The organism is Iodobacter ciconiae (assembly GCF_003952345.1).
GTDB classification, from domain to species: Bacteria; Pseudomonadota; Gammaproteobacteria; order Burkholderiales; family Chitinibacteraceae; genus Iodobacter; species Iodobacter ciconiae.
In genome coordinates, this window is sequence record NZ_CP034433.1 from 3752420 (window position 1) to 3770627 (window position 18208).

Genomic DNA, 18208 nt, shown 5'->3' on the forward strand with positions numbered 1-18208 from the left:
ACTTTGATAAAAGTGCTTGGGTTTTGCTAGGGTCTGTTGACGTTTCACATCGGTAGCCATAAAAATGCGCACGCCATGGCTATGACACTTTCATAATTTCGCTTCAACTTGTCATATCGGAATGCCACTGCGCGGTAATGCTTCAATCGCGCAAAAGCATTCTCGACCAAATGTCGATAGCAATACAGCCCACGATCTAGATCCACATTCCCTTTGATTGAATTACGTTTTCTGGGAATCACTGATCGCGCACCCTGCGCAGAAATCAGTCCTCGAAGGTACTCACTATCGTACCCCTTATCTGCGATGATCACTTCGGCTGAAGGCAGTTGGGCAATCAGCTCTGGGGCGGCAGTACAATCATTAATCTCGCCTCCGGTAATTTCGAAGGCAATCGGCAAACCATAAGCATCTACCGCCAAATGAATTTTGCTGGTGTTCCCTGCACGGCTTTTGCCAATCGCTTCAGATTGATCGCTGGCCGCCCCGGCGCTGTGTTGATGCGCCTTGGCATAGCTACCATCAATGAATACCCATTCAAAATCGGGGTCGATCAGTAAGGCTTTGAAAATATTGAGCCATTTCCCAGCTACAGACCAAGCATTAAAGCGTTTATAGACTGAATTCCATTCACCAAAGGCGCTGGGTAAATCCCGCCACGGGCAGCCAACGCGCATGCGGTAAAACATTCCTTCGACGGTAATTCGTAAATCAGGCTTGTTGTAAATGGTGTGTTGAAGCAGAATCTTTTCTAGCTTCGACCAAAGCTCGTTACTGAGCATTAATCGGGGCATCGCAAACCTGCAGGGGAAATGGTGTAGGAACCTGAATTCTGCGGGTTTGCATCCGTCATTGCATGACTTTAGCTTGAAACGTCAACAGACCCTAGGGGAGGGGGCGTTGTGGGCGAGCCTGCCAGCTTGAGACGCGGTCGTTTTTGAAAGAGGTTTTTCGATTTGAAATACATCGGGCAAGGGGCGGCGTCAGATCATAAAAGCTGGCTTGCCCTCTAATGCTGAAGTTGTTCTGTCAGCAGGCGGCTGGATTCTACCAGGCGGTAAAGAAACCCCGTGCTATCTGCGGTGTGAGATGGTTTTCGCCAGCGCAGCATCACATCAGCCAGCTGGCGAAAAGCATGACTGGAATCGGCATCCGGAAAAGCATCCAGTACGGTGCGGCCCAAGCGGGACGCGCGTTTAAGTTTTTCGTCTTCAGGTACATAGCCGATCAGCTTCATTTGCACTGCATCGCCTAAATACTGCCGGGCTACGCTTTTGAGGCGATTAAAAATTAATCCGGCCTCAGTAATAGTATCTACGCGATTCACTAAAACCCGGAAATCCCGCCTTGCGTATTCGGTGCCGAGTAGTTTGATGGTGGCATAAGCGTCGGTGAGCGATTCGGCGCTATTGGACACAATCACCATTACATCATCGGCAGCAAGGCTGAGGCAGGGCACGCCATGGCTGGCGGATGGGCGGGTATCGAGCAGCAAAAACTCGGCGTATTGGGTGAGCTGTTCAAATTCGGCTGACAGCCATGTTAGCTCCCGCTCGTTCAGACTGCTTAATACGGTAGCTTTAGCACTGATTGGCAAAATGGAAAACCCGGCTTCGGTAGCAAGCAGGGTATCAGCCAGTGTGACTTCCCGGCGCAGCACGTGATCCAGCTCGTGTTTTTGTTCCAGCCGCATGCGGTGGGCGGCATTGCCTGAGCCGGTAAACTCGTCTAATAAGATGACTTCACGATTGCGTTCGGCCAGTGCTGCGGCCAGGTTGATTGCCAGCGTGGTGGTGCCGCTGCCGCCGCGCCCCCCGCTTAAGCTAATGCTGCGGCAAGGCGTAGGAGCAATCATGGCCCGCAGGCCCGCAGCCTGATCTGACCAAAGACTAGCCACGGGAATGGCTCGCATAGTTTATGTTGAAATCAAGCGGGCTATCCATGGTGCCACCTTGCGCGCCCATAAATAGCGGGAACTCATCGGGCTTCAGGGTGAACGCACTGTTTTGTGATTCGCCCCGAAAGGCCCGATCAACCAGATAAGCTACATTAGCGCGGTGCAGGTCTTCTGGTACGCGCTGGCCATTGGTTAAAAAGTGCAGGCGCAGTTTATGTCGGATCGCTACATCAAGGCAGCCGCCTAGATTCATGGTTTCATCAAGCTTAGTCAGAATGCAGCCCGCTAAATGGGTGTTGCGATAGCGGCGGGCTACATCGTCCAGCGTGCCTGTCTGGGCGTTTGCTGCAAGCAGCAGCAGGGTAGATACATTATCTTCGTCAAATAGGGCCAGTTGCTCGCTGATCCGCTGATCGCGCTGCCCCATTCCCACAGTATCGATGAGTACCAGATGTTTTTCGCTTAGATCGGCAAGGGTAAATTGCAAATCGGTTTCGTCTTTGACTTCGTGTACCGGCACACCGATGATGCGGCCGTAAATACGCAGCTGATCGTGTGCCCCAATCCGGTAGCTGTCGGTCGTGAGCAGAGCTACCGAGTCCGGCCCGTGCAGGAGCGCGCAGCGTGCAGCCAGCTTGGCAACCGTGGTGGTTTTTCCTACTCCGGTTGGGCCGATCAGAGCATAAATACCGCCACGATTGATCAGATCATCATCTGTAGTGGCTGCAGCAAGGTTGTGTGTAAGTGCCGCTTTTACCCAGCGCATGCCCTGATCCAGTGTCATTTGTGCAGGCATTTTTTCAACTAGCTGGCGTGAAAGTGCAGGGCAAAATCCGGCGGATAAAAGCTGGCGTAAGGCTTCGAGCTTTTCAGGCGCATGGCGTGATAATTCGCCCCAGGCCATGCCTGCCAGCTGGCTTTCCAGTAAGCCACGCAATAGGCGAATTTCCCGGGCAATGCCATCCATTGCTTCTTTATCTGCAGGGCTTTGTACAGGAGGTGCTTCATCGTCTTCAAAGCTGAATGTGGGCAAGGCACGTTCCGGGGCCGGGCGACGCGGTGGTGGCGCGCTTGGCCGTGGAGCGGGCCGGCTGGGCCTGGGCTGCTGATATTCCGGGTTGCTGTCGAGAGGGATGGCGGCAGCTACGGGCTCAGGCTGGCGTGGTGCTGTGCGGTTGCTGCGCAGGACAACAGGCTCGTCATGCAATAGGGTGCCAGACTCTTCGTCGTCATCATCGGGAATGGCGTAGGAGCGGGCCAGAGCCTTACTGATCGGTGCAGCAGCCTGTGCATTTTGCAAAAGCCTGGCCCCGTTTTGCGCCCCTCGGCTGTTTTGCTGCGCTGCAGGACGCGGCTGTGTAGCAACATTATTGGTCAGTGCTGCTACATCGGCATCTGCGACAGCCATGATTTCTATGCCACCGCCAGACACCTGGCGGTTGGACAGGATCAGCGCATCGGGGCCAAGTTCATCACGAACCTGACGCAGCGCATCACGGGTAGTCGCTCCGTAGAACTTTTTCACGACCATATTCAGTTGCCGTCTGAAAACAAAAGATTATCCTCATGCAAGCTATTTCGCCTAAAAGTGCAGTTTAGCTGTGCGTATTTTAGTATGTTTTGTCAGTTTACCCTTAAGCATTCTGTGCTCAATGAGGTATTTATTCTTTAGTTTGTTCTGTGGTTCATTTTTTGCGCTCAATTTGCTCCCAGCATTCCCACGATCCGAATCGTTTTGCTGTCTGGAATTTCGGTATGGGCAATGACCCGTAATCCTGGGATCGAGCGGCGTAAAAAGCGGCTTAGCATCGTGCGAAGCTGGGCAGGGGCAATCAGCACTGTGCTTAGACCTTGCTGCTCCAGTTGCTCGGACAATTCAGACGCTTGTTTGAGTACCCGTTCGGCAAGGCCGGGCTCCAGGCCGCCTTGTGAATTTCCCGATACAGAAGAAAGTAAAATATTTTCGAGTTGTGGCTCAAGCGTCACAACCTGCAATTCGTTTTCGCCCGGGAAGAGCTGATGCACAATCGCCCGGCCTAGCGCAACGCGTACGGCAGCCGTTAGATCATCGATATTTTGTGTGCGGGTAATATGTTCGGCCAGGGTTTCCAGAATGCTGCGCAAATCGCGGATATGCATCCCTTCTTCAAGTAAGTTCTGTAATACTTTTTGTAATGTGCCAACAGGAATAATTTTGGGAACAAGGTCCTCCAGAAGCTTGGGCGCTTCTTTGCCAAAATGCTCGAGCAATTGCTGGACTTCTTCGCGGCCTAACAGCTCGGCAGAATGGCTTTGCAAAATATTTGAAATATGGGTGGCAACTACGGTAGAAGCATCCACCACGGTATAGCCAAAAGCTTGTGCCTGATCGCGTAAACTGGCATCAATCCAGACAGCGGGCAGGCCAAATGTAGGATCTTGGGTAGGCGTGCCGGGGAGCTGGCCCATTGCGTTACCCGGATTAATTGCCAGCCACTGGGCAGCGAAGGCTTCACCTGTGCCCACATCTACGCCCTTGAGCTGGATGCGATATTGATTGGGTTTGAGCTCCAAATTATCGCGGATATGTACGGAGGGCACTAAAAAGCCCAGCTCCTGTGCGATCTTTTTACGAATACCCCGAATACGCCGGAGCAGCTCACCATCCTGATTGCGATCGACCAGAGGAATAAGCCGGTAGCCTACTTCCAGCCCTACCGGATCAACTGGCTGTACATCATTCCAGCTGACCTCCTGTAAGGGAGCTGCTGCCGGAGCACCTCCCGCTGAGGCTGGCCCTGCCGCAGCTCCCCTTTCTGCCGCAGCAGTTTGTAGTGCACTGGTTTTATTGCGCTGATCAAGCTGCCAGGCAATCCCCCCCAGGATTGATGCCATCAGTAAAAAGGCTGTATGCGGCATGCCGGGGATAATACCTAAAATGCCTAAAACACCCGCTGTGACATACATAACCTGCGGCTGGGAAAACATCTGTCCCAAAATCTGCTCGGATAAATCTTCACCATCTCCTACGCGTGAAACCACAATACCTGCGGCTACCGAGATAATCAGCGAGGGAATTTGTGCTACAAGACCATCACCAATAGTCAGCAAAGTGTAGGTTTTACCTGCTTCGGCAAAGGGTAGATCATGCTGCGCCATACCAACGATCAGGCCGCCGATGATGTTGATCACCATCACCATAATTCCGGCCACCGCATCGCCGCGTACAAATTTGGATGCACCATCCATGGAGCCAAAAAAATTAGCTTCTTGCGAGATTTCTGAGCGGCGGCGTCTGGCGTCCTCTTCGCCGATCATGCCAGCGTTTAAATCTGCATCAATTGCCATTTGCTTACCGGGCATGGCGTCCAGTGTAAAGCGGGCAGACACCTCGGCAATTCGCCCGGCACCTTTGGTAATCACCACAAAGTTAATAATGGTCAGGATAATAAAGCCGATTACACCGACCGTTAAATTTTCGCCAATCAAAACATGGCCAAAAGCCTCGATTACCTTGCCTGCTGCATCTGCACCATTGTGGCCTTCGGTCAGCACCAGCTTGGTTGAGGCGACATTTAAAGACAGCCTTAGCAGGGTAGTAAACAGCAAAATAGTGGGAAAACTGGAGAACTCAAGTGGCTTACGGGTGTAAAGCGCCACCATCAGCACAATGATGGAAATTGCAATATTGAATGTAAAAAAGAAATCAAGCACAAGCGCAGGCAGCGGCAGAACCATCATGCCGAGCACCATAAGCACCAGCACTGGGCCGGCTAATTTGCTGTAATTAAATGTACGCCACATGGGGCTTCAAGCTCTGGGTAAATTAATTAGACTAATGTTTTGTATTGTTTTTAAGATAAACACTTTATGCCTCACCACCGGGGTCTAGCTCACTGGGGACAGGTAGCTCATCAGCCAGGTTAGGCTCATCGCCGCCATAATTTTGCCAGTGTTTAAGCTGGTAGATATAAGCCAGTACTTCAGCTGCCGCAGTATACAGTGCAGCGGGGATCTCGGCCCCGAGTTCGGCGTGATGATAAAGCGCCCGGGCAAAAGGCGGAGTGCGGATCACGGCAACCTTATGTTCTTTGCCAAGTTCGATAATTCGCTCTGCCAGCAAAAAAGCCCCCTTGGCCAAGACCTTGGGTGCCCGCATGGCTTCGGTATATTGCAGCGCAACAGCATAGTGGGTTGGGTTGGTAACAATGACATTGGCCTTCGGAATTTCGCTCATCATGCGCTTTCTGGCCGCTTCGTGTTGCAGCTGGCGAATCTTACCTTTTACTTCTGCCGAGCCTTCGGCATCTTTTCCTTCCTGCTTCACCTCTTCCTTGGTCATCCGCAGGCCTTTGTAATAATCCCAAAGCTGATAGGGAGCGTCAATTGCCGCCAAAATGGCCAGTGAGCTGACAACCAGCAAAAGCGTGTGTTGCACCATGTCCCACATAAAGGGCATGCCTACATCAAGTGGCATGGTAATCAGCTGCAAAAATTGCGCTCTTTCATCCCACAGTACCCAGGCAGCTACACCACCAATGAGGCTGGATTTAAGAATTGTTTTAACCATATTCACAACACTTTTAAGTGTGAACATTCTCCCCAGACCACTAAGTGGATTCATGCGGGAAAAATTGGGAGCCAAAGCATCTAGGGTAAACAGCCAGCCGCCAACTAAAACGGGCGTAATGATGGCAATGAGGGCACAGGGTAAAATAATAGGCAGGCAGGCCAGCAGGGCTTTACGGCTTGAGCTCATAAAGTGCAGCAACATTTGGTTTGGGTCCGCGATGGTGGCGCGGTTAAAGGTGAGTTCGGTAATGAAAATTATTTTTAAAGTCTGAAGCAGCTCCGGTCCCAGTTTTATGAGCGCAATAATGCCAACCATTAAAATGGAGAAAGTGGCTAATTCTTGTGATCTGGGGATTTGCCCTTTATTTCGCGCCTCTTCAAGGCGCTTACTAGACGCAGGCTCCGTGCGTTCTGCATCTGAGTCTTCAGCCATTATTTTTCCTTAATGCGTGGTATTTGCTGCCGTATGCCGAAAAAAATTCATTAAAATCCCGCTGGGTCTGAGTTTAGCATAGCGGTTTCATTGGGCTGGCACTGCAATTGCTTAAGTTTGAATAACTTTATCGAGGGCCAAGTCATGGCGAGCAATCTCACCGTTACAGCCAGTGCACAAATGAGTCGTTCGGCAGAATCAAAATCCTCCGCTTCCATGGGGGCTGATGCCGCTGCACAACCATTTGCCAAAGTGCTGGAGCGTGAAGTCAGTGCCCGTCAGGAGGGTGCGCCGGCAGATCAGGATGATAAGAAGGCTGTGCAAGAGGAACATCATAGTGAGAGCGAAGCCAAACAAGCTGCTGTGAATGTTCCGCTGGTTTCTCCCTGGCTGGCTATGTTACAGGCTCAGGTTGTGGTGCAAAATGCACCCGTACTTGAAGATGCTCAGGCTGAGTTAAAAACGCAGGTGAATGAGGTTGATTTAAACAAGCTGGGTCAGAGCTTATTAGCCAAGGGCGATGGTAAAGATGGCGCGCCTTTGCCGATTATTGATGAATCTGGGTTGAGCATCAATAATCCTGGTGGCCAGGATGCGGCAAAATTTGCCTCTTTGCGGCAAAAGCCCGCCGCAGGCCATGGCGAGTTTACGGCACATGTAGAGGAGTTTTCGCTGGCCGCTGCTAAGGAGAATGCCATTCTTCCTAAAATAGATGCGGCACCACATATAGCTTTGCGTACGCCTCTTGTAGTTGAGGCCAAGCCGGGCATGATTCAGCATACGGTGGCAGAGCCTGTAGGCAGCTCACGCTGGGGAGATGCTGTAGCACAAAGAGTTTCCATGATGCTGCAGGATCAGCATCAGCAAATTGATATGCAGCTTAATCCGCCTCATCTGGGGCCGATGGAAGTACGGCTAACGATGTCGGGCGAGCAGGCGAGTGTGGTATTTAGTTCGCAACATGCATCGGTGCGCGAGGCGCTGATTGCAGCAACCCCCAGACTAACTATGCTTCTTGCTGATCAGGGTATTCAGCTCAGTAATGTGCAAGTTGCTTCTGATTCTTTAAATCAGCACACACAGCAACAAGCCCAGCAACAGGCTAGTAGTCAGTATATGGATCAGCAGCGCCAATCCAGATCGCAACAGTTTTTTGCTGATTTACCAAACACTTATGCAGAAGGGCAGCCCCGTGTTATGACTGATATGGCTCTGCCAGTGGCGCGCAGTGGTTTAAATCTTTATGTTTAATTTGGAGCCGCTCTTATTGTGTTACAACAGGACTCGACGCTTACTTACTGTTTGTTAATACTTTTTAAGCTATAATCAGCGCACTTAACTCCAAAGCCCGCGCCCCTCGCTTTTAATTGGGGCGTTTTGTTCTGGTTCGAATACCTCTTTTCTATAAAATATTTCAAGCCATTCAAGGTGATGTGATGTCCGATGCCAAAGTGGAAGCTGCGCCTAAAGCAAAAAAGAATATTCTTTTGTTCGCTGTAATTGGCCTATTAGTTGTGCTGCTGATCATTGTAGGAGGTGTGGCGGCTTTCTTGCTCACTAAAAGTAGCGATCCTGCTGCTGATGAGGTGGCTGCCGAGGCCACTGCTCGTGAAGATGTGAAAAAGAAAAAAAAGAAAGGAAAGAAAGAAGAGCATGCGGCTATTTTTGAAAAACTGCCTCAGTTCACCGTCAATTTGCACTCAGAAGAAGGGGACGGTATTTTACAGACAGATATTTCTGTAGAAATTGCTGATGCGCAGGTGGCTGAGAAAATTAAAGGGCAAATGCCAAAAATTCAGGGGCAGGTTAATAAGTTATTACGCTCTAAAACTATATCTGAAGTAAAAGCTGTGGATGGAACAGATAAATTGGGTAAGGAAATACGCGAATTAATAAATAAGATTTTGCATGCAGAGTCGGAAGAAGAAGGCGTTATTTCAGTTAACTTCACTACGTTTATTGTTCAGTAAATCATTTACTTGTTTGAGTTGTAGGCGCCTGTGTATTGCTTTTGGATAGCCTTGGGCAGGCTGCAGCGGCTTTATAACCGCGTAACTGGTTTTAATTGAGTCACTTTATTTAATAACGGGTAATTGTTTATCCGGGCTAAGGATTATGGCAGACGATATCCTTTCTCAGGAAGAGGTCGACGCGCTACTGCGCGGTGTGACCGGAGAAGAAGATTCTTCCGATGAAGACGTCGATGCTTCTGCTGTCCGTGATTATGATATCGGCCGTCAGGAACGCATTGTTCGTGGCCGGATGCCTACGCTTGAAATTTTGAACGAGCGTTTTGCACGTAATTTGCGGGTAGCTTTGTTCAACTTTATGCGCCGTAACGCAGAAATTTCGGTTGGCCCTGTCCGGGTACAAAAATACAGCGAATTTATTCGTAATCTGGTGGTTCCTACCAATTTAAACCTGATTCAAATGAAGCCCCTGCGCGGTACGGGCCTGTTTATTTTTGACCCTGATTTCGTTTTCTTGGTGGTGGATAATTTATTTGGTTCGGATGGCCGTTACCATGTGCGGGTTGAGGGGCGGGATTTTACTGCAACAGAACAGCGCATTATTCAGCGGCTGTTAGAGGTCGTTTTCGAAGAGTATCAAAAAGCATGGCTGCCGGTTTTTCCCTGCGAGTTTGTTTATGTTCGCTCGGAAATGAATACACAATTTGCCAATATTGCAACACCTACTGAAGTTGTGGTGGCTTATACCTTTAAAATTGAACTGGGGGCCGGAGGGGGAGATTTTCATATTTGCTTTCCCTATTCGATGATTGAGCCGATTCGGGATGTTTTGTACAGCACCATGCAGGCCGACCGGATTGAAGTCGATAATCGCTGGACCACGCTGATGCAAAAGCAGATTCAGCATGCAGAAGTTGATTTGGTCGCTACTTTAGGAAATGCCAAGGTCACATTAGGCGAGATTTTGGAATTGCAGCTGGGTGATATCATTTCTTTAGAGATCCCGGAGGCAATTGTTGCCGCAGTTGATAATGTGCCTGTGCTTGAGTGCAGATATGGCACTTTGAATGGGCAATATGCCTTAAGGGTCAGCAAAGTACTCGGTTCTGCCGAAGCACTAACCGGCGCCGAGACAGAAAGTGGAGAAGAGACTGACAATGGCTGATGAAGATGAAATGGCAATGGATGATTGGGCTGCTGCCTTAGCCGAACAGGAAGTGGCCGATGCTGCGGCTGCGGGCACGCCGGATGTACAGGCTGCTGATATTTTCCAGCGCTTTGACGCCAGCGCGCCGATCGCCAATGCGCCAAGTAATATCGATATGATTCTGGATATTCCCGTTTCTCTTACTGTGGAACTGGGGCGCACTAAAATTGCAATTCGCAGCCTTTTGCAATTGGCACAAGGCTCGGTGGTAGAGCTAGATGGGATGGCCGGTGAGCCAATGGATGTACTGGTGAATGGCTGCTTAATTGCTCAGGGTGAAGTGGTGGTGGTGAATGATAAATTTGGTATCCGTCTCACTGATATTATTACGCCGGCTGAACGCATCCGCCGCTTGCATAAGTAGTTTGAGAGTGCTGTTTTTTTTCCGATTTTTTGTTCTGTCCGCCCTTCCTCTGTGGGCAAATGCCACCGCTTCTTCCTCCGCGACAGCTGCTTCTTCAAGCTTGATGTCGATTGCTCAAGTCGCTCTGGCACTGGCTTTTGTAATTGGTTTGATCGTATTTAGTGCCTGGCTGGTAAGACGCCTGTCTTTACTGCCGATGAATAATGCGCAAGCACTCAGGGTTGTGAGTGGCGTCATGGTGGGCGGCAAGGAACGTGTCGTGGTGGTGGAGGTTGAAGGGCGCTGGCTGGTGCTGGGTGTGACAGCAAGCGCCGTTAATTTACTGCATACCATGGATGCCCCCGAGCAGATAGAACCTGCACCTGCTGCTGCCTCTTCATTTGCTGCCAGATTAGCTGTTGCACTGCAAAGGAAAGCGCCTTGAAGCGCGTCATTATTATTGTACTTGGCATATTGTTTGCCGGTGCTGCCTTTGCTGCAGACCCCGGTATTCCATTTATGACTGCTAATACGCAGACTGGTGGTACCCAATATAGTTTGTCTATTCAGACATTATTATTTTTAACTGCGCTTGGTTTTTTACCTGCTCTTTTATTAATGATGACGGCATTTACCCGTATTGTGATTGTTTTGTCTTTATTGCGTCAGGCTCTTGGCACAATGCAAGCTCCGCCTAATCAAGTGATTGTGGGCATGTCTTTATTTCTTACTTTTTTTGTGATGTCGCCGGTTTTTGATAAAATTTATCAAGTGGCCTATCAGCCCTATGCAGAACAAAAAATAGGTTTTAATCAGGCGGTTGAAAAGGGAGTGGTACCTTTAAAAGATTTTATGTTAAAGCAAACAAGGCAAAAAGATCTGGCATTTTTTATTGATATTTCCGGAGCGCAAAAACCAAATGGTCCGGAAGATGTGAGTTTACGTACTCTTGTGCCTGCTTTTGTAACCAGCGAACTGAAAACAGCATTTCAAATTGGTTTTATTGTTTTTATCCCCTTTATTATTATCGATTTTGTGGTGGCCAGCATTTTAATGGCAATGGGAATGATGATGGTTTCTCCGGTGATTATTTCTTTACCCTTTAAATTAATGTTGTTTGTACTGGTGGATGGCTGGGCTTTGCTGATGGGGTCCCTGGTACAAAGCTTTTATATTGCGGGCTAGTAAATGACTCCAGAGACCGTTGTAACGGTGATTCAAAGAGCGATGGAAGTGATGGTGCTCCTGGGAGGCCCGTTGTTGTTGACCGCGCTGGTGGTTGGGCTGGTGGTGAGTATTTTTCAAGCGGCCACCCAGATTAATGAGGCTTCACTTTCTTTTATTCCCAAATTACTGATTACATTCTTAGTATTTATTCTGATTGGCCCATGGATGATTGAAACTGCTATGGATTATACTATTCGCCTATTTCAAAGCATTCCGCAGTTGATTGGCTGATGAATGATATCTGGACCGTTAGCCAGACACAGATTGATTTATGGCTGGCTGTTTTCTGGTGGCCATTTTGCCGCATATTCGGCTTTTTACTGGCAGATCCGTTTTATTCAAGTAAAGCAATCAGTGTCAAGGTTCGTGTTTGTGTTGCGATTTTTATTTCTTTGATTATTGCCCCTGTTCTCCCTGCCATGCCTCAGGTCCCTGTTGTATCACCGGCTGGAATTCTAATTGTAATTAATCAGCTTCTTATTGGCATTGCAATTGGTTATATTGTGCGGATTATTTTTTCTGCAATGGAAATGGCAGGGCATTTAGCTGGCCTGCAAATGGGGCTGGGATTTGCTTCATTTTATGATCCACTGCATGCCACCAGTATACCGATTGTGGCGCAGTTTTTAAGCCTAATGACAATTCTGGTATTTCTGGCTTTAAATGGCCATCTAATGGTATTACATACTTTACTCGATAGTTTTACTAGTCTGCCGGTTCGGGTTGAACCGATATCGGGTTTAGGTTTTAAACTACTGGTTGATTATGGCGCACTTATTTTTCGTGCAGGGGTTTTGTTAGCTTTGCCTGTGATCGGCTCTTTATTGGTCACCAATTTGGCTGTCGGGATTATGACTCGCGCTGCGCCACAGTTAAATGTGTTTGCTGTGGGTTTTCCATTGATGATGGGAATCGGTCTGCTGGCAATGTATTTATCCATGCCCTATATGCCTGCTCATATTGAAATGATGTTGAGCGAGGGGGCAAAATTTGCGGCCAGGATGATGGGTGCATTTGCCGGTAAGTGATCGCTTGCCCTGGAGCCTAAAGTTTTTGCCTATCAGTTGTGTAGAATTTTACAATAATTCCCGAGCACTTTACTCGGGTATTCTCGGTGTTATAATCTTACCCATCAGAATCTTTTGGAGTATTACCCCATGACCATGGCGATTGCCGACGTGCAAAACACGGTGGATACCCGCAATATTGCGATCAACAAAGTGGGCATTAAGTCCATTCGTCACCCAGTTAAAGTAGCGGATCGTACCGATGGCGTGCAGCACACTATCGCCATGTTTGATATGTATGTGTTTTTGCCTAAGCAATTTAAAGGTACACATATGTCGCGCTTTGTGGAAATACTAAATAGCCACGAGAAAGAAATTTCGGTGGATTCTTTTGAAACAATTTTGCGTGAAATGTGTGATCGTCTGGAAGCAGAATCTGGCTATCTGGAAATGCGTTTCCCGTATTTTATTAATAAAACTGCGCCAGTTTCCGGCGTGCAAAGCTTGATGGATTACGACATCACCTTGCTGGGTGAGTTGAAAAATGGTGTGTTTGAGCAAAAGCTCAAAGTATTGGTTCCTGTGACAAGTCTGTGCCCGTGTTCAAAAAAAATCTCGGCCTATGGCGCGCATAATCAGCGCTCGCATGTGACCGTAACGGCAACGCTTGCCCAGAATGTCTGGATTGAGGAAATTGTAACCCTGATCGAACAAGAAGCTTCTTCCGAGCTATGGGGTTTACTCAAACGCCCGGACGAAAAGTATGTAACGGAGCGTGCTTACGATAATCCGAAGTTTGTGGAAGACATGGTGCGCGATGTGGCTGCCCGTGTTCATGCAGATCCTCGTATTACTGCCTATGTGGTTGAATCCGAAAACTTTGAATCGATCCATAATCACTCGGCTTATGCTCTGATTGAGCATGATAAGCGCGAAGCGTGATGAGATTGTAAACACAGATCCAGGCCCCGGAAACGGGGCTTTTTTGATTGGATGCGCTATGTATATTATTTTGATTGGTTATTTATACGTGGTGATGATGTTTTCTATTGTCATGGGTAGCATCGCCAAAGGTCTGGTTGTTTTCTTTATCTTTGGTTTTATGCCCACTGTGATTCTCATCTGGCTTAAACGTGGCAAACAGATTGTGAAAGAGCGCAAGCGGGAGGAAGGAGAAAACGTGCAGGGTGAGTGAGTACGCCACTTTCCTGGTTAAGTTAGCATGCGTGTCTTGCCTATTGAATGAAAAAAAACCAGAGCCGGTTCCGGCTCTGGTTTTTTTGATGTGCAAGCTTTGCTAGCAAGGGCATTTACTGATTTTTCCTGCGCCGGGAAAACGTGCTTCAAGGCAGTATTGATAAAACTCTTTACGCGTTTTAGCAGGGATTTCCGGGTGATGCGCCTGCATATGCGCCAGATAGTTTTCATAATCATGTACGCCTACCATCAGGCGGCAGGTCTGTACCAGTTTATAGGCATTGTTTCTGAACGCTGAGCCTGGTTTTAGAAACTTAAGCATGGCTGGCCTCGTTTGCTAATGGTCCGTTAATTTCATGCACTGATACATTTTTATTACTCAGAGCTTTGCGAATTTGAATAACAGCAGCAACCAGCATCGTCATAGCAACCAGCATAAAGAAGGCGCAAAGAACGGTGTTAATTTGATTGTTGAACACAATTCTTTCCATATCCGCAATACTTTTGGCCGGAGCGAGCAGCGTGCCATCGCTAATGGCAGTATTAAAGCGTTTTGCCTGTGCCAAAAAGCCAATTTTAGGATTTTCATGGAAAATCTTTTGCCAGCCAGCCGTCATAGAGGTGATAAACAGCCATATCGTAGGCAAAATGGTTACCCAGGCATAGCGCTGTTTTTTCATCTTGAAGATGACTACCGTGCCCAGTAAAAGAGCCATGGTGGCGAGCATCTGGTTGCCAATCCCAAACAGGGGCCAGAGCGTGTTAATTCCGCCCAGCGGGTCGGTTACCCCTTGATAAACAAAGAATCCCCATCCAGAAACAGCCACGGCGGTGCCGATTAAGTTACCAACCCATGACTGGCTTTTAGCCAGGCTTGGGATAAAGACACCAACGGTATCTTGCACCATAAAGCGGCAAGCGCGTGTACCTGCATCAACTGCAGTCAGAATAAATAGTGCTTCAAACAAGATAGCAAAGTGGTACCAGAATGCCATCATGGCGGTGCTGCCCGTGATGGTACTGATGATATGCGCCATGCCTACGGCAAAGGTTGGTGCGCCGCCAGCACGGGACAGAATTGAATGCTCACCCACATCTTTGGCAATCTGTGCCAGATAGTCTGGGGTAATCACAAAGCCCCAGCCATTGATTACCTGCGAGGCGCTTTCTACCGTTGTGCCAATCAGTGCTGCCGGGGAATTCATGGCGAAATACACACCAGGCTCAAGCACCGAAGCGCAAATGAGTGCCATCAGTGCTACAAATGATTCCATTAGCATCGAGCCATAACCAATCATACGGATATGGCTTTCTTTTTCGATAAGCTTAGGAGTGGTGCCAGATGCCACCAGGGCATGAAAGCCCGAGATTGCGCCGCAAGCAATGGTAATAAACAAAAACGGGAACAGACTGCCGGCAAAAACGGGGCCGCTGCCATCAATAAAGCGGCTGACGGCAGGCATTTTTAGTTCAGGAGCGGCAAATACAATCCCCACTGCCAAGCCTGCAATAACACCAATTTTTAGGAAAGTAGACAGATAATCGCGTGGTGCCAGGAGCAGCCACACTGGCAATACCGAGGCAACAAAGCCGTAAATAATCAGTGCCCAGGTCAGCTCGGTGCCGCGCATAGTAAAGAAAGGGCCCCATTCAGGGCTGGCAGCAATATCACCACCGTAAATAATTGCGGCCATCATCAGCACAAAGCCAATTAGCGAAATTTCGCCAATATGCCCTGGGCGCAGATAACGCATATAAATACCCATAAAAAGCGCAATAGGGATGGTTGCAGCAATCGAGAACACACCCCATGGACTTTCTGCCAAGGCTTTTACCACCACCAGAGCCAAGGCCGACAAGATGATAATCATCACGCCCAGCGCGCCCAGCATTACGATAACCCCGGCAAATGGCCCCAGCTCCTGCTTGGCCATTTCACCTAAGGATCTGCCATCGCGGCGGGTAGAAATAAATAAAACCAGGAAATCCTGCACCGCGCCAGCCAGCATTACGCCGACTAAAATCCAGATGGTGCCGGGTAAAAAGCCCATTTGCGCAGCTAGAATGGGCCCGACCAGGGGGCCTGCGCCAGCAATTGCAGCAAAGTGATGGCCAAATAAAACCCATTTATTGGTCGGCACATAATCCAGACCATCATTACGGCGCTGGGCGGGGGTAGGGCGGTTATCGTCGAGCTCGAAGATTTTTTCGGCGATAAATTTGGAGTAGAAGCGGTAAGCAATGCTGTAGCAGGAGATAGCGGCTAAGACCAGCCAGACTGCATTGACATGTTCTCCCCTGCTGAGTGCCAGCATGGCGAAGGAGAATGCGCCACCAAGAGCTACCAGCAGCCAGACCCCCCATTTTTTAAAGTGATTCATCGTCTTCCCTTATAAGCATTTTATTTTGAATAACTTATGTACAGGTTTGATGATGAAACGATGCCGCTTATCGTCACATAGGTGCTTTCCCTAGTTCCATGTTAAAAATCGAGGTTTTTTAAATGTTGTTTTACAGGGGGCGTCAAAAAAGTAAACATACACAGCGTATTTAAGTGTAATTTTGGTGTTATTTACGTTTTATTGAGGAGCTTTTTCAAGCGACTTATGAATTGTGCAGGCGTGGCTTAAAGTGTTTTTTTGCCACGCTGAACGCACATTAATCAATGAGGGAGTAAAAAGTGGGGCACAGCAATAAAAGCTACGCCTGCCAGAATGAGTGCTACCTGCTGGGCGGTGTCTTTAAGCTGAGGGCGTTTATGCAGGCCGGGGATAAGATCGGCAATGGCGACATAAATCATGCTGGATGCGCCCAGCGCCAGCAGATAGGGTTGCCAGTGGGTAACGGTCTGCAGTGACCAGTAGGCAAGTAGTGCGCCAATTAATGCGGCGAGCGATGACATGGCATTGAGCAGCAAAGCTTTGGTTTTGCTATAGCCCGAATGCAGTAGTACGATAAAATCGCCTACTTCTTGCGGTACTTCGTGAGCGATAATTGCTAGTGATGTGGCGATCCCCACATTAATATCGGTCATAAAGGCTGCGGCAATCAGCGCGCCGTCCAGAAAATTATGGAAGGTGTCGCCTACAATAATCATCAGCCCCGCGCGGCCGTGTCCATGCCCGTGCGAGTGTTCGTGCGGTTCTAGTTCTCCGCATTCTTCATGATGGCAATGCCGCCAGATCACGAGTTTTTCCATAATAAAAAACACCAGAATCCCGGCAAGTAAGGTGAGTGAAATGCTTGATGCCGAGGGTTTTTCCGAATGAGAGAGCTCTTTGTGATCGTGGCTTGTGTTTTTGTCTGCAGAGTGCCCGTGTTCTTTATGGATATCTGCATTGCCGCCAGGATGCTCATGTTCGTCGATCGTGCTGCTGGCGCTAGTCTGGACAATGGCGGGCCGATGATCGTGCTCACCAAAAGCATGGGGGAGAATTTCCAGAAAGGCGGCGGCCAGCAGGGAGCCAACTGCAAAGCTGACTAATTTGGGAATCCAGCTGGGTCGGGCGGCATAGGCAATACATGCAGCGGTAAGCACACTCAGCAGGCTGCCCGCTACGCTGGCGGTCATAATCCAGGCAAGAACACTCATTTAAAGACTTTTAAAATATCTGTAGATGCAACAGTGTATCATTTAGTCGTCATTCAGTCAGCCAAATTAAGCTGGCCATACGGCCTGTGCACTGATCACGGCGGTAGGAGAAAAAGCGATCAGAGTCTGTTACTGTGCAATAGTCCCCACCATAAATCGCATGTACACCGCTGGCTTGAAGCCTTTGCTTTGCCAGCAGATAAATATCAACCAGCCATTTTCCAGTGTTTGCACTTGGTTTAAACGCGCTGGCCGAGGTGTTATCGTGCGCCATAAATGCTGCACGGACTTCTGCTCCGACTTCAAATGCTCTCGGGCCAATGGCAGGGCCTAGCCAGGCCATCAGCGTATCGGGAGGTATATTCATCTGCTTAATGGCGGCTTCAATTACGCCGCCACAAAGGCCGCGCCAGCCAGCATGAGCGGCCCCCACCACGGTGCCCGCCTGATTGCATAGTAAGACGGGCAGACAGTCTGCGGTCATGACAGCGCAGACTGCGTTTACAGTGTGCGCCGTTATTGCATCGGCTTCGGCGTTTTGCCGGGCGGTGGCGGCATCGACCACCTGCACTCCGTGTACCTGGCTCAGCCATATCGGGTCGGCTGGTAGGTACTGGCGAACAATGGCCCGGTTGTGGGCTACGGCCTCGGGCGAGTCATCAACATGGTTGCCTAAATTGAGGCTTGCCCAGGGCGCGCAACTTACACCTCCGTGGCGGCTGGTAGAAATAGCCTGCACGGTGGCAGGCGCAGGCCAGTCTGGCCTGATCCACATTGGCGGGAG

At 49.2% G+C, this 18208-nt stretch carries 19 protein-coding genes; 10 read left to right on the forward strand and 9 right to left on the reverse strand.

Going from position 1 to position 18208, the window contains the following annotated elements:
- Nucleotides 1-44 precede the first annotated feature (44 nt).
- From EJO50_RS16510 to flhB, 5 genes are all read right to left on the reverse strand, one after another.
- Nucleotides 45-794: an IS5 family transposase gene (locus EJO50_RS16510; RefSeq protein WP_125971449.1), complete on the reverse strand. Its 750-nt coding sequence runs from the start codon at nucleotides 792-794 to the stop codon at nucleotides 45-47.
- Nucleotides 795-1009: 215 nt separating this feature from the next.
- Entirely contained in the window at nucleotides 1010-1912 is a 903-nt protein-coding gene (locus tag EJO50_RS16515; RefSeq protein ID WP_125976005.1) for a MinD/ParA family ATP-binding protein, read from the reverse strand.
- Nucleotides 1890-3428, reverse strand: a complete 1539-nt coding sequence (gene flhF, locus EJO50_RS16520) for a flagellar biosynthesis GTPase FlhF (protein ID WP_125976006.1) — start codon at nucleotides 3426-3428, stop codon at nucleotides 1890-1892. Before flhF ends, EJO50_RS16515 begins: the two co-directional genes overlap by 23 nt.
- Nucleotides 3429-3595: 167 nt before the next feature.
- On the reverse strand, nucleotides 3596-5680 hold the full coding sequence (gene flhA / locus EJO50_RS16525; protein ID WP_125976008.1) for a flagellar biosynthesis protein FlhA: 2085 nt from the start codon (nucleotides 5678-5680) through the stop codon (nucleotides 3596-3598).
- A 64-nt stretch (nucleotides 5681-5744) separates the two neighbouring features.
- A complete protein-coding gene (flhB, locus tag EJO50_RS16530; RefSeq protein WP_125976010.1) occupies nucleotides 5745-6881 on the reverse strand; it encodes a flagellar biosynthesis protein FlhB in 1137 nt (378 codons plus the stop codon).
- A 144-nt stretch (nucleotides 6882-7025) separates the two neighbouring features.
- Here flhB and EJO50_RS16535 point away from each other — a divergent pair, with 144 nt between their 5' ends.
- The 10 genes from EJO50_RS16535 to EJO50_RS16580 all read left to right on the forward strand — a co-directional run bounded on the left by EJO50_RS16535 (nucleotide 7026) and on the right by EJO50_RS16580 (nucleotide 13830).
- Nucleotides 7026-8132, forward strand: a complete 1107-nt coding sequence (locus EJO50_RS16535; RefSeq protein ID WP_125976012.1) for a flagellar hook-length control protein FliK — start codon at nucleotides 7026-7028, stop codon at nucleotides 8130-8132.
- Nucleotides 8133-8317: 185 nt separating this feature from the next.
- Nucleotides 8318-8851, forward strand: a complete 534-nt coding sequence (locus EJO50_RS16540) for a flagellar basal body-associated FliL family protein (RefSeq protein ID WP_125976014.1) — start codon at nucleotides 8318-8320, stop codon at nucleotides 8849-8851.
- A gap of 145 nt (nucleotides 8852-8996) precedes the next feature.
- Nucleotides 8997-10016, forward strand: coding sequence for a flagellar motor switch protein FliM (gene fliM, locus EJO50_RS16545; RefSeq protein ID WP_125976016.1), 1020 nt, complete (start codon nucleotides 8997-8999; stop codon nucleotides 10014-10016).
- A complete protein-coding gene (gene fliN, locus EJO50_RS16550; RefSeq protein WP_125976018.1) occupies nucleotides 10009-10422 on the forward strand; it encodes a flagellar motor switch protein FliN in 414 nt (137 codons plus the stop codon). Before fliM ends, fliN begins: the two co-directional genes overlap by 8 nt.
- A gap of 103 nt (nucleotides 10423-10525) precedes the next feature.
- Nucleotides 10526-10846 (forward strand): flagellar biosynthetic protein FliO, encoded by a 321-nt coding sequence (gene fliO / locus EJO50_RS16555; protein ID WP_125976020.1) that lies wholly within the window; start codon nucleotides 10526-10528, stop codon nucleotides 10844-10846.
- Nucleotides 10843-11586 (forward strand): flagellar type III secretion system pore protein FliP, encoded by a 744-nt coding sequence (fliP, locus tag EJO50_RS16560; protein ID WP_125976022.1) that lies wholly within the window; start codon nucleotides 10843-10845, stop codon nucleotides 11584-11586. The genes fliO and fliP overlap by 4 nt, the downstream gene beginning before the upstream one ends.
- Nucleotides 11587-11589: 3 nt before the next feature.
- A complete protein-coding gene (fliQ, locus tag EJO50_RS16565) occupies nucleotides 11590-11859 on the forward strand; it encodes a flagellar biosynthesis protein FliQ (protein ID WP_099398820.1) in 270 nt (89 codons plus the stop codon).
- Nucleotides 11859-12656: a flagellar biosynthetic protein FliR gene (gene fliR / locus EJO50_RS16570; protein WP_125976024.1), complete on the forward strand. Its 798-nt coding sequence runs from the start codon at nucleotides 11859-11861 to the stop codon at nucleotides 12654-12656. Before fliQ ends, fliR begins: the two co-directional genes overlap by 1 nt.
- 129 nt (nucleotides 12657-12785) lie before the next feature.
- Complete coding sequence (folE2, locus tag EJO50_RS16575; RefSeq protein WP_125976026.1) at nucleotides 12786-13577, forward strand: GTP cyclohydrolase FolE2; 792 nt, start codon at nucleotides 12786-12788, stop codon at nucleotides 13575-13577.
- Nucleotides 13578-13635: 58 nt separating this feature from the next.
- Nucleotides 13636-13830: a hypothetical protein gene (locus EJO50_RS16580; protein WP_125976028.1), complete on the forward strand. Its 195-nt coding sequence runs from the start codon at nucleotides 13636-13638 to the stop codon at nucleotides 13828-13830.
- A 102-nt stretch (nucleotides 13831-13932) separates the two neighbouring features.
- On the opposite strand, the gene EJO50_RS16585 is transcribed toward EJO50_RS16580, so the two are convergent.
- The 4 genes from EJO50_RS16585 to pgeF all read right to left on the reverse strand — a co-directional run bounded on the left by EJO50_RS16585 (nucleotide 13933) and on the right by pgeF (nucleotide 18199).
- Nucleotides 13933-14154, reverse strand: coding sequence for a YbdD/YjiX family protein (locus tag EJO50_RS16585; RefSeq protein ID WP_125976030.1), 222 nt, complete (start codon nucleotides 14152-14154; stop codon nucleotides 13933-13935).
- Nucleotides 14147-16213, reverse strand: coding sequence for a carbon starvation CstA family protein (locus EJO50_RS16590; RefSeq protein ID WP_125976032.1), 2067 nt, complete (start codon nucleotides 16211-16213; stop codon nucleotides 14147-14149). Before EJO50_RS16590 ends, EJO50_RS16585 begins: the two co-directional genes overlap by 8 nt.
- Nucleotides 16214-16494: 281 nt before the next feature.
- Nucleotides 16495-17424, reverse strand: coding sequence for a ZIP family metal transporter (locus tag EJO50_RS16595; protein WP_125976034.1), 930 nt, complete (start codon nucleotides 17422-17424; stop codon nucleotides 16495-16497).
- Nucleotides 17425-17473: 49 nt separating this feature from the next.
- A complete protein-coding gene (pgeF, locus tag EJO50_RS16600; protein WP_233702297.1) occupies nucleotides 17474-18199 on the reverse strand; it encodes a peptidoglycan editing factor PgeF in 726 nt (241 codons plus the stop codon).
- Nucleotides 18200-18208 lie beyond the last annotated feature (9 nt).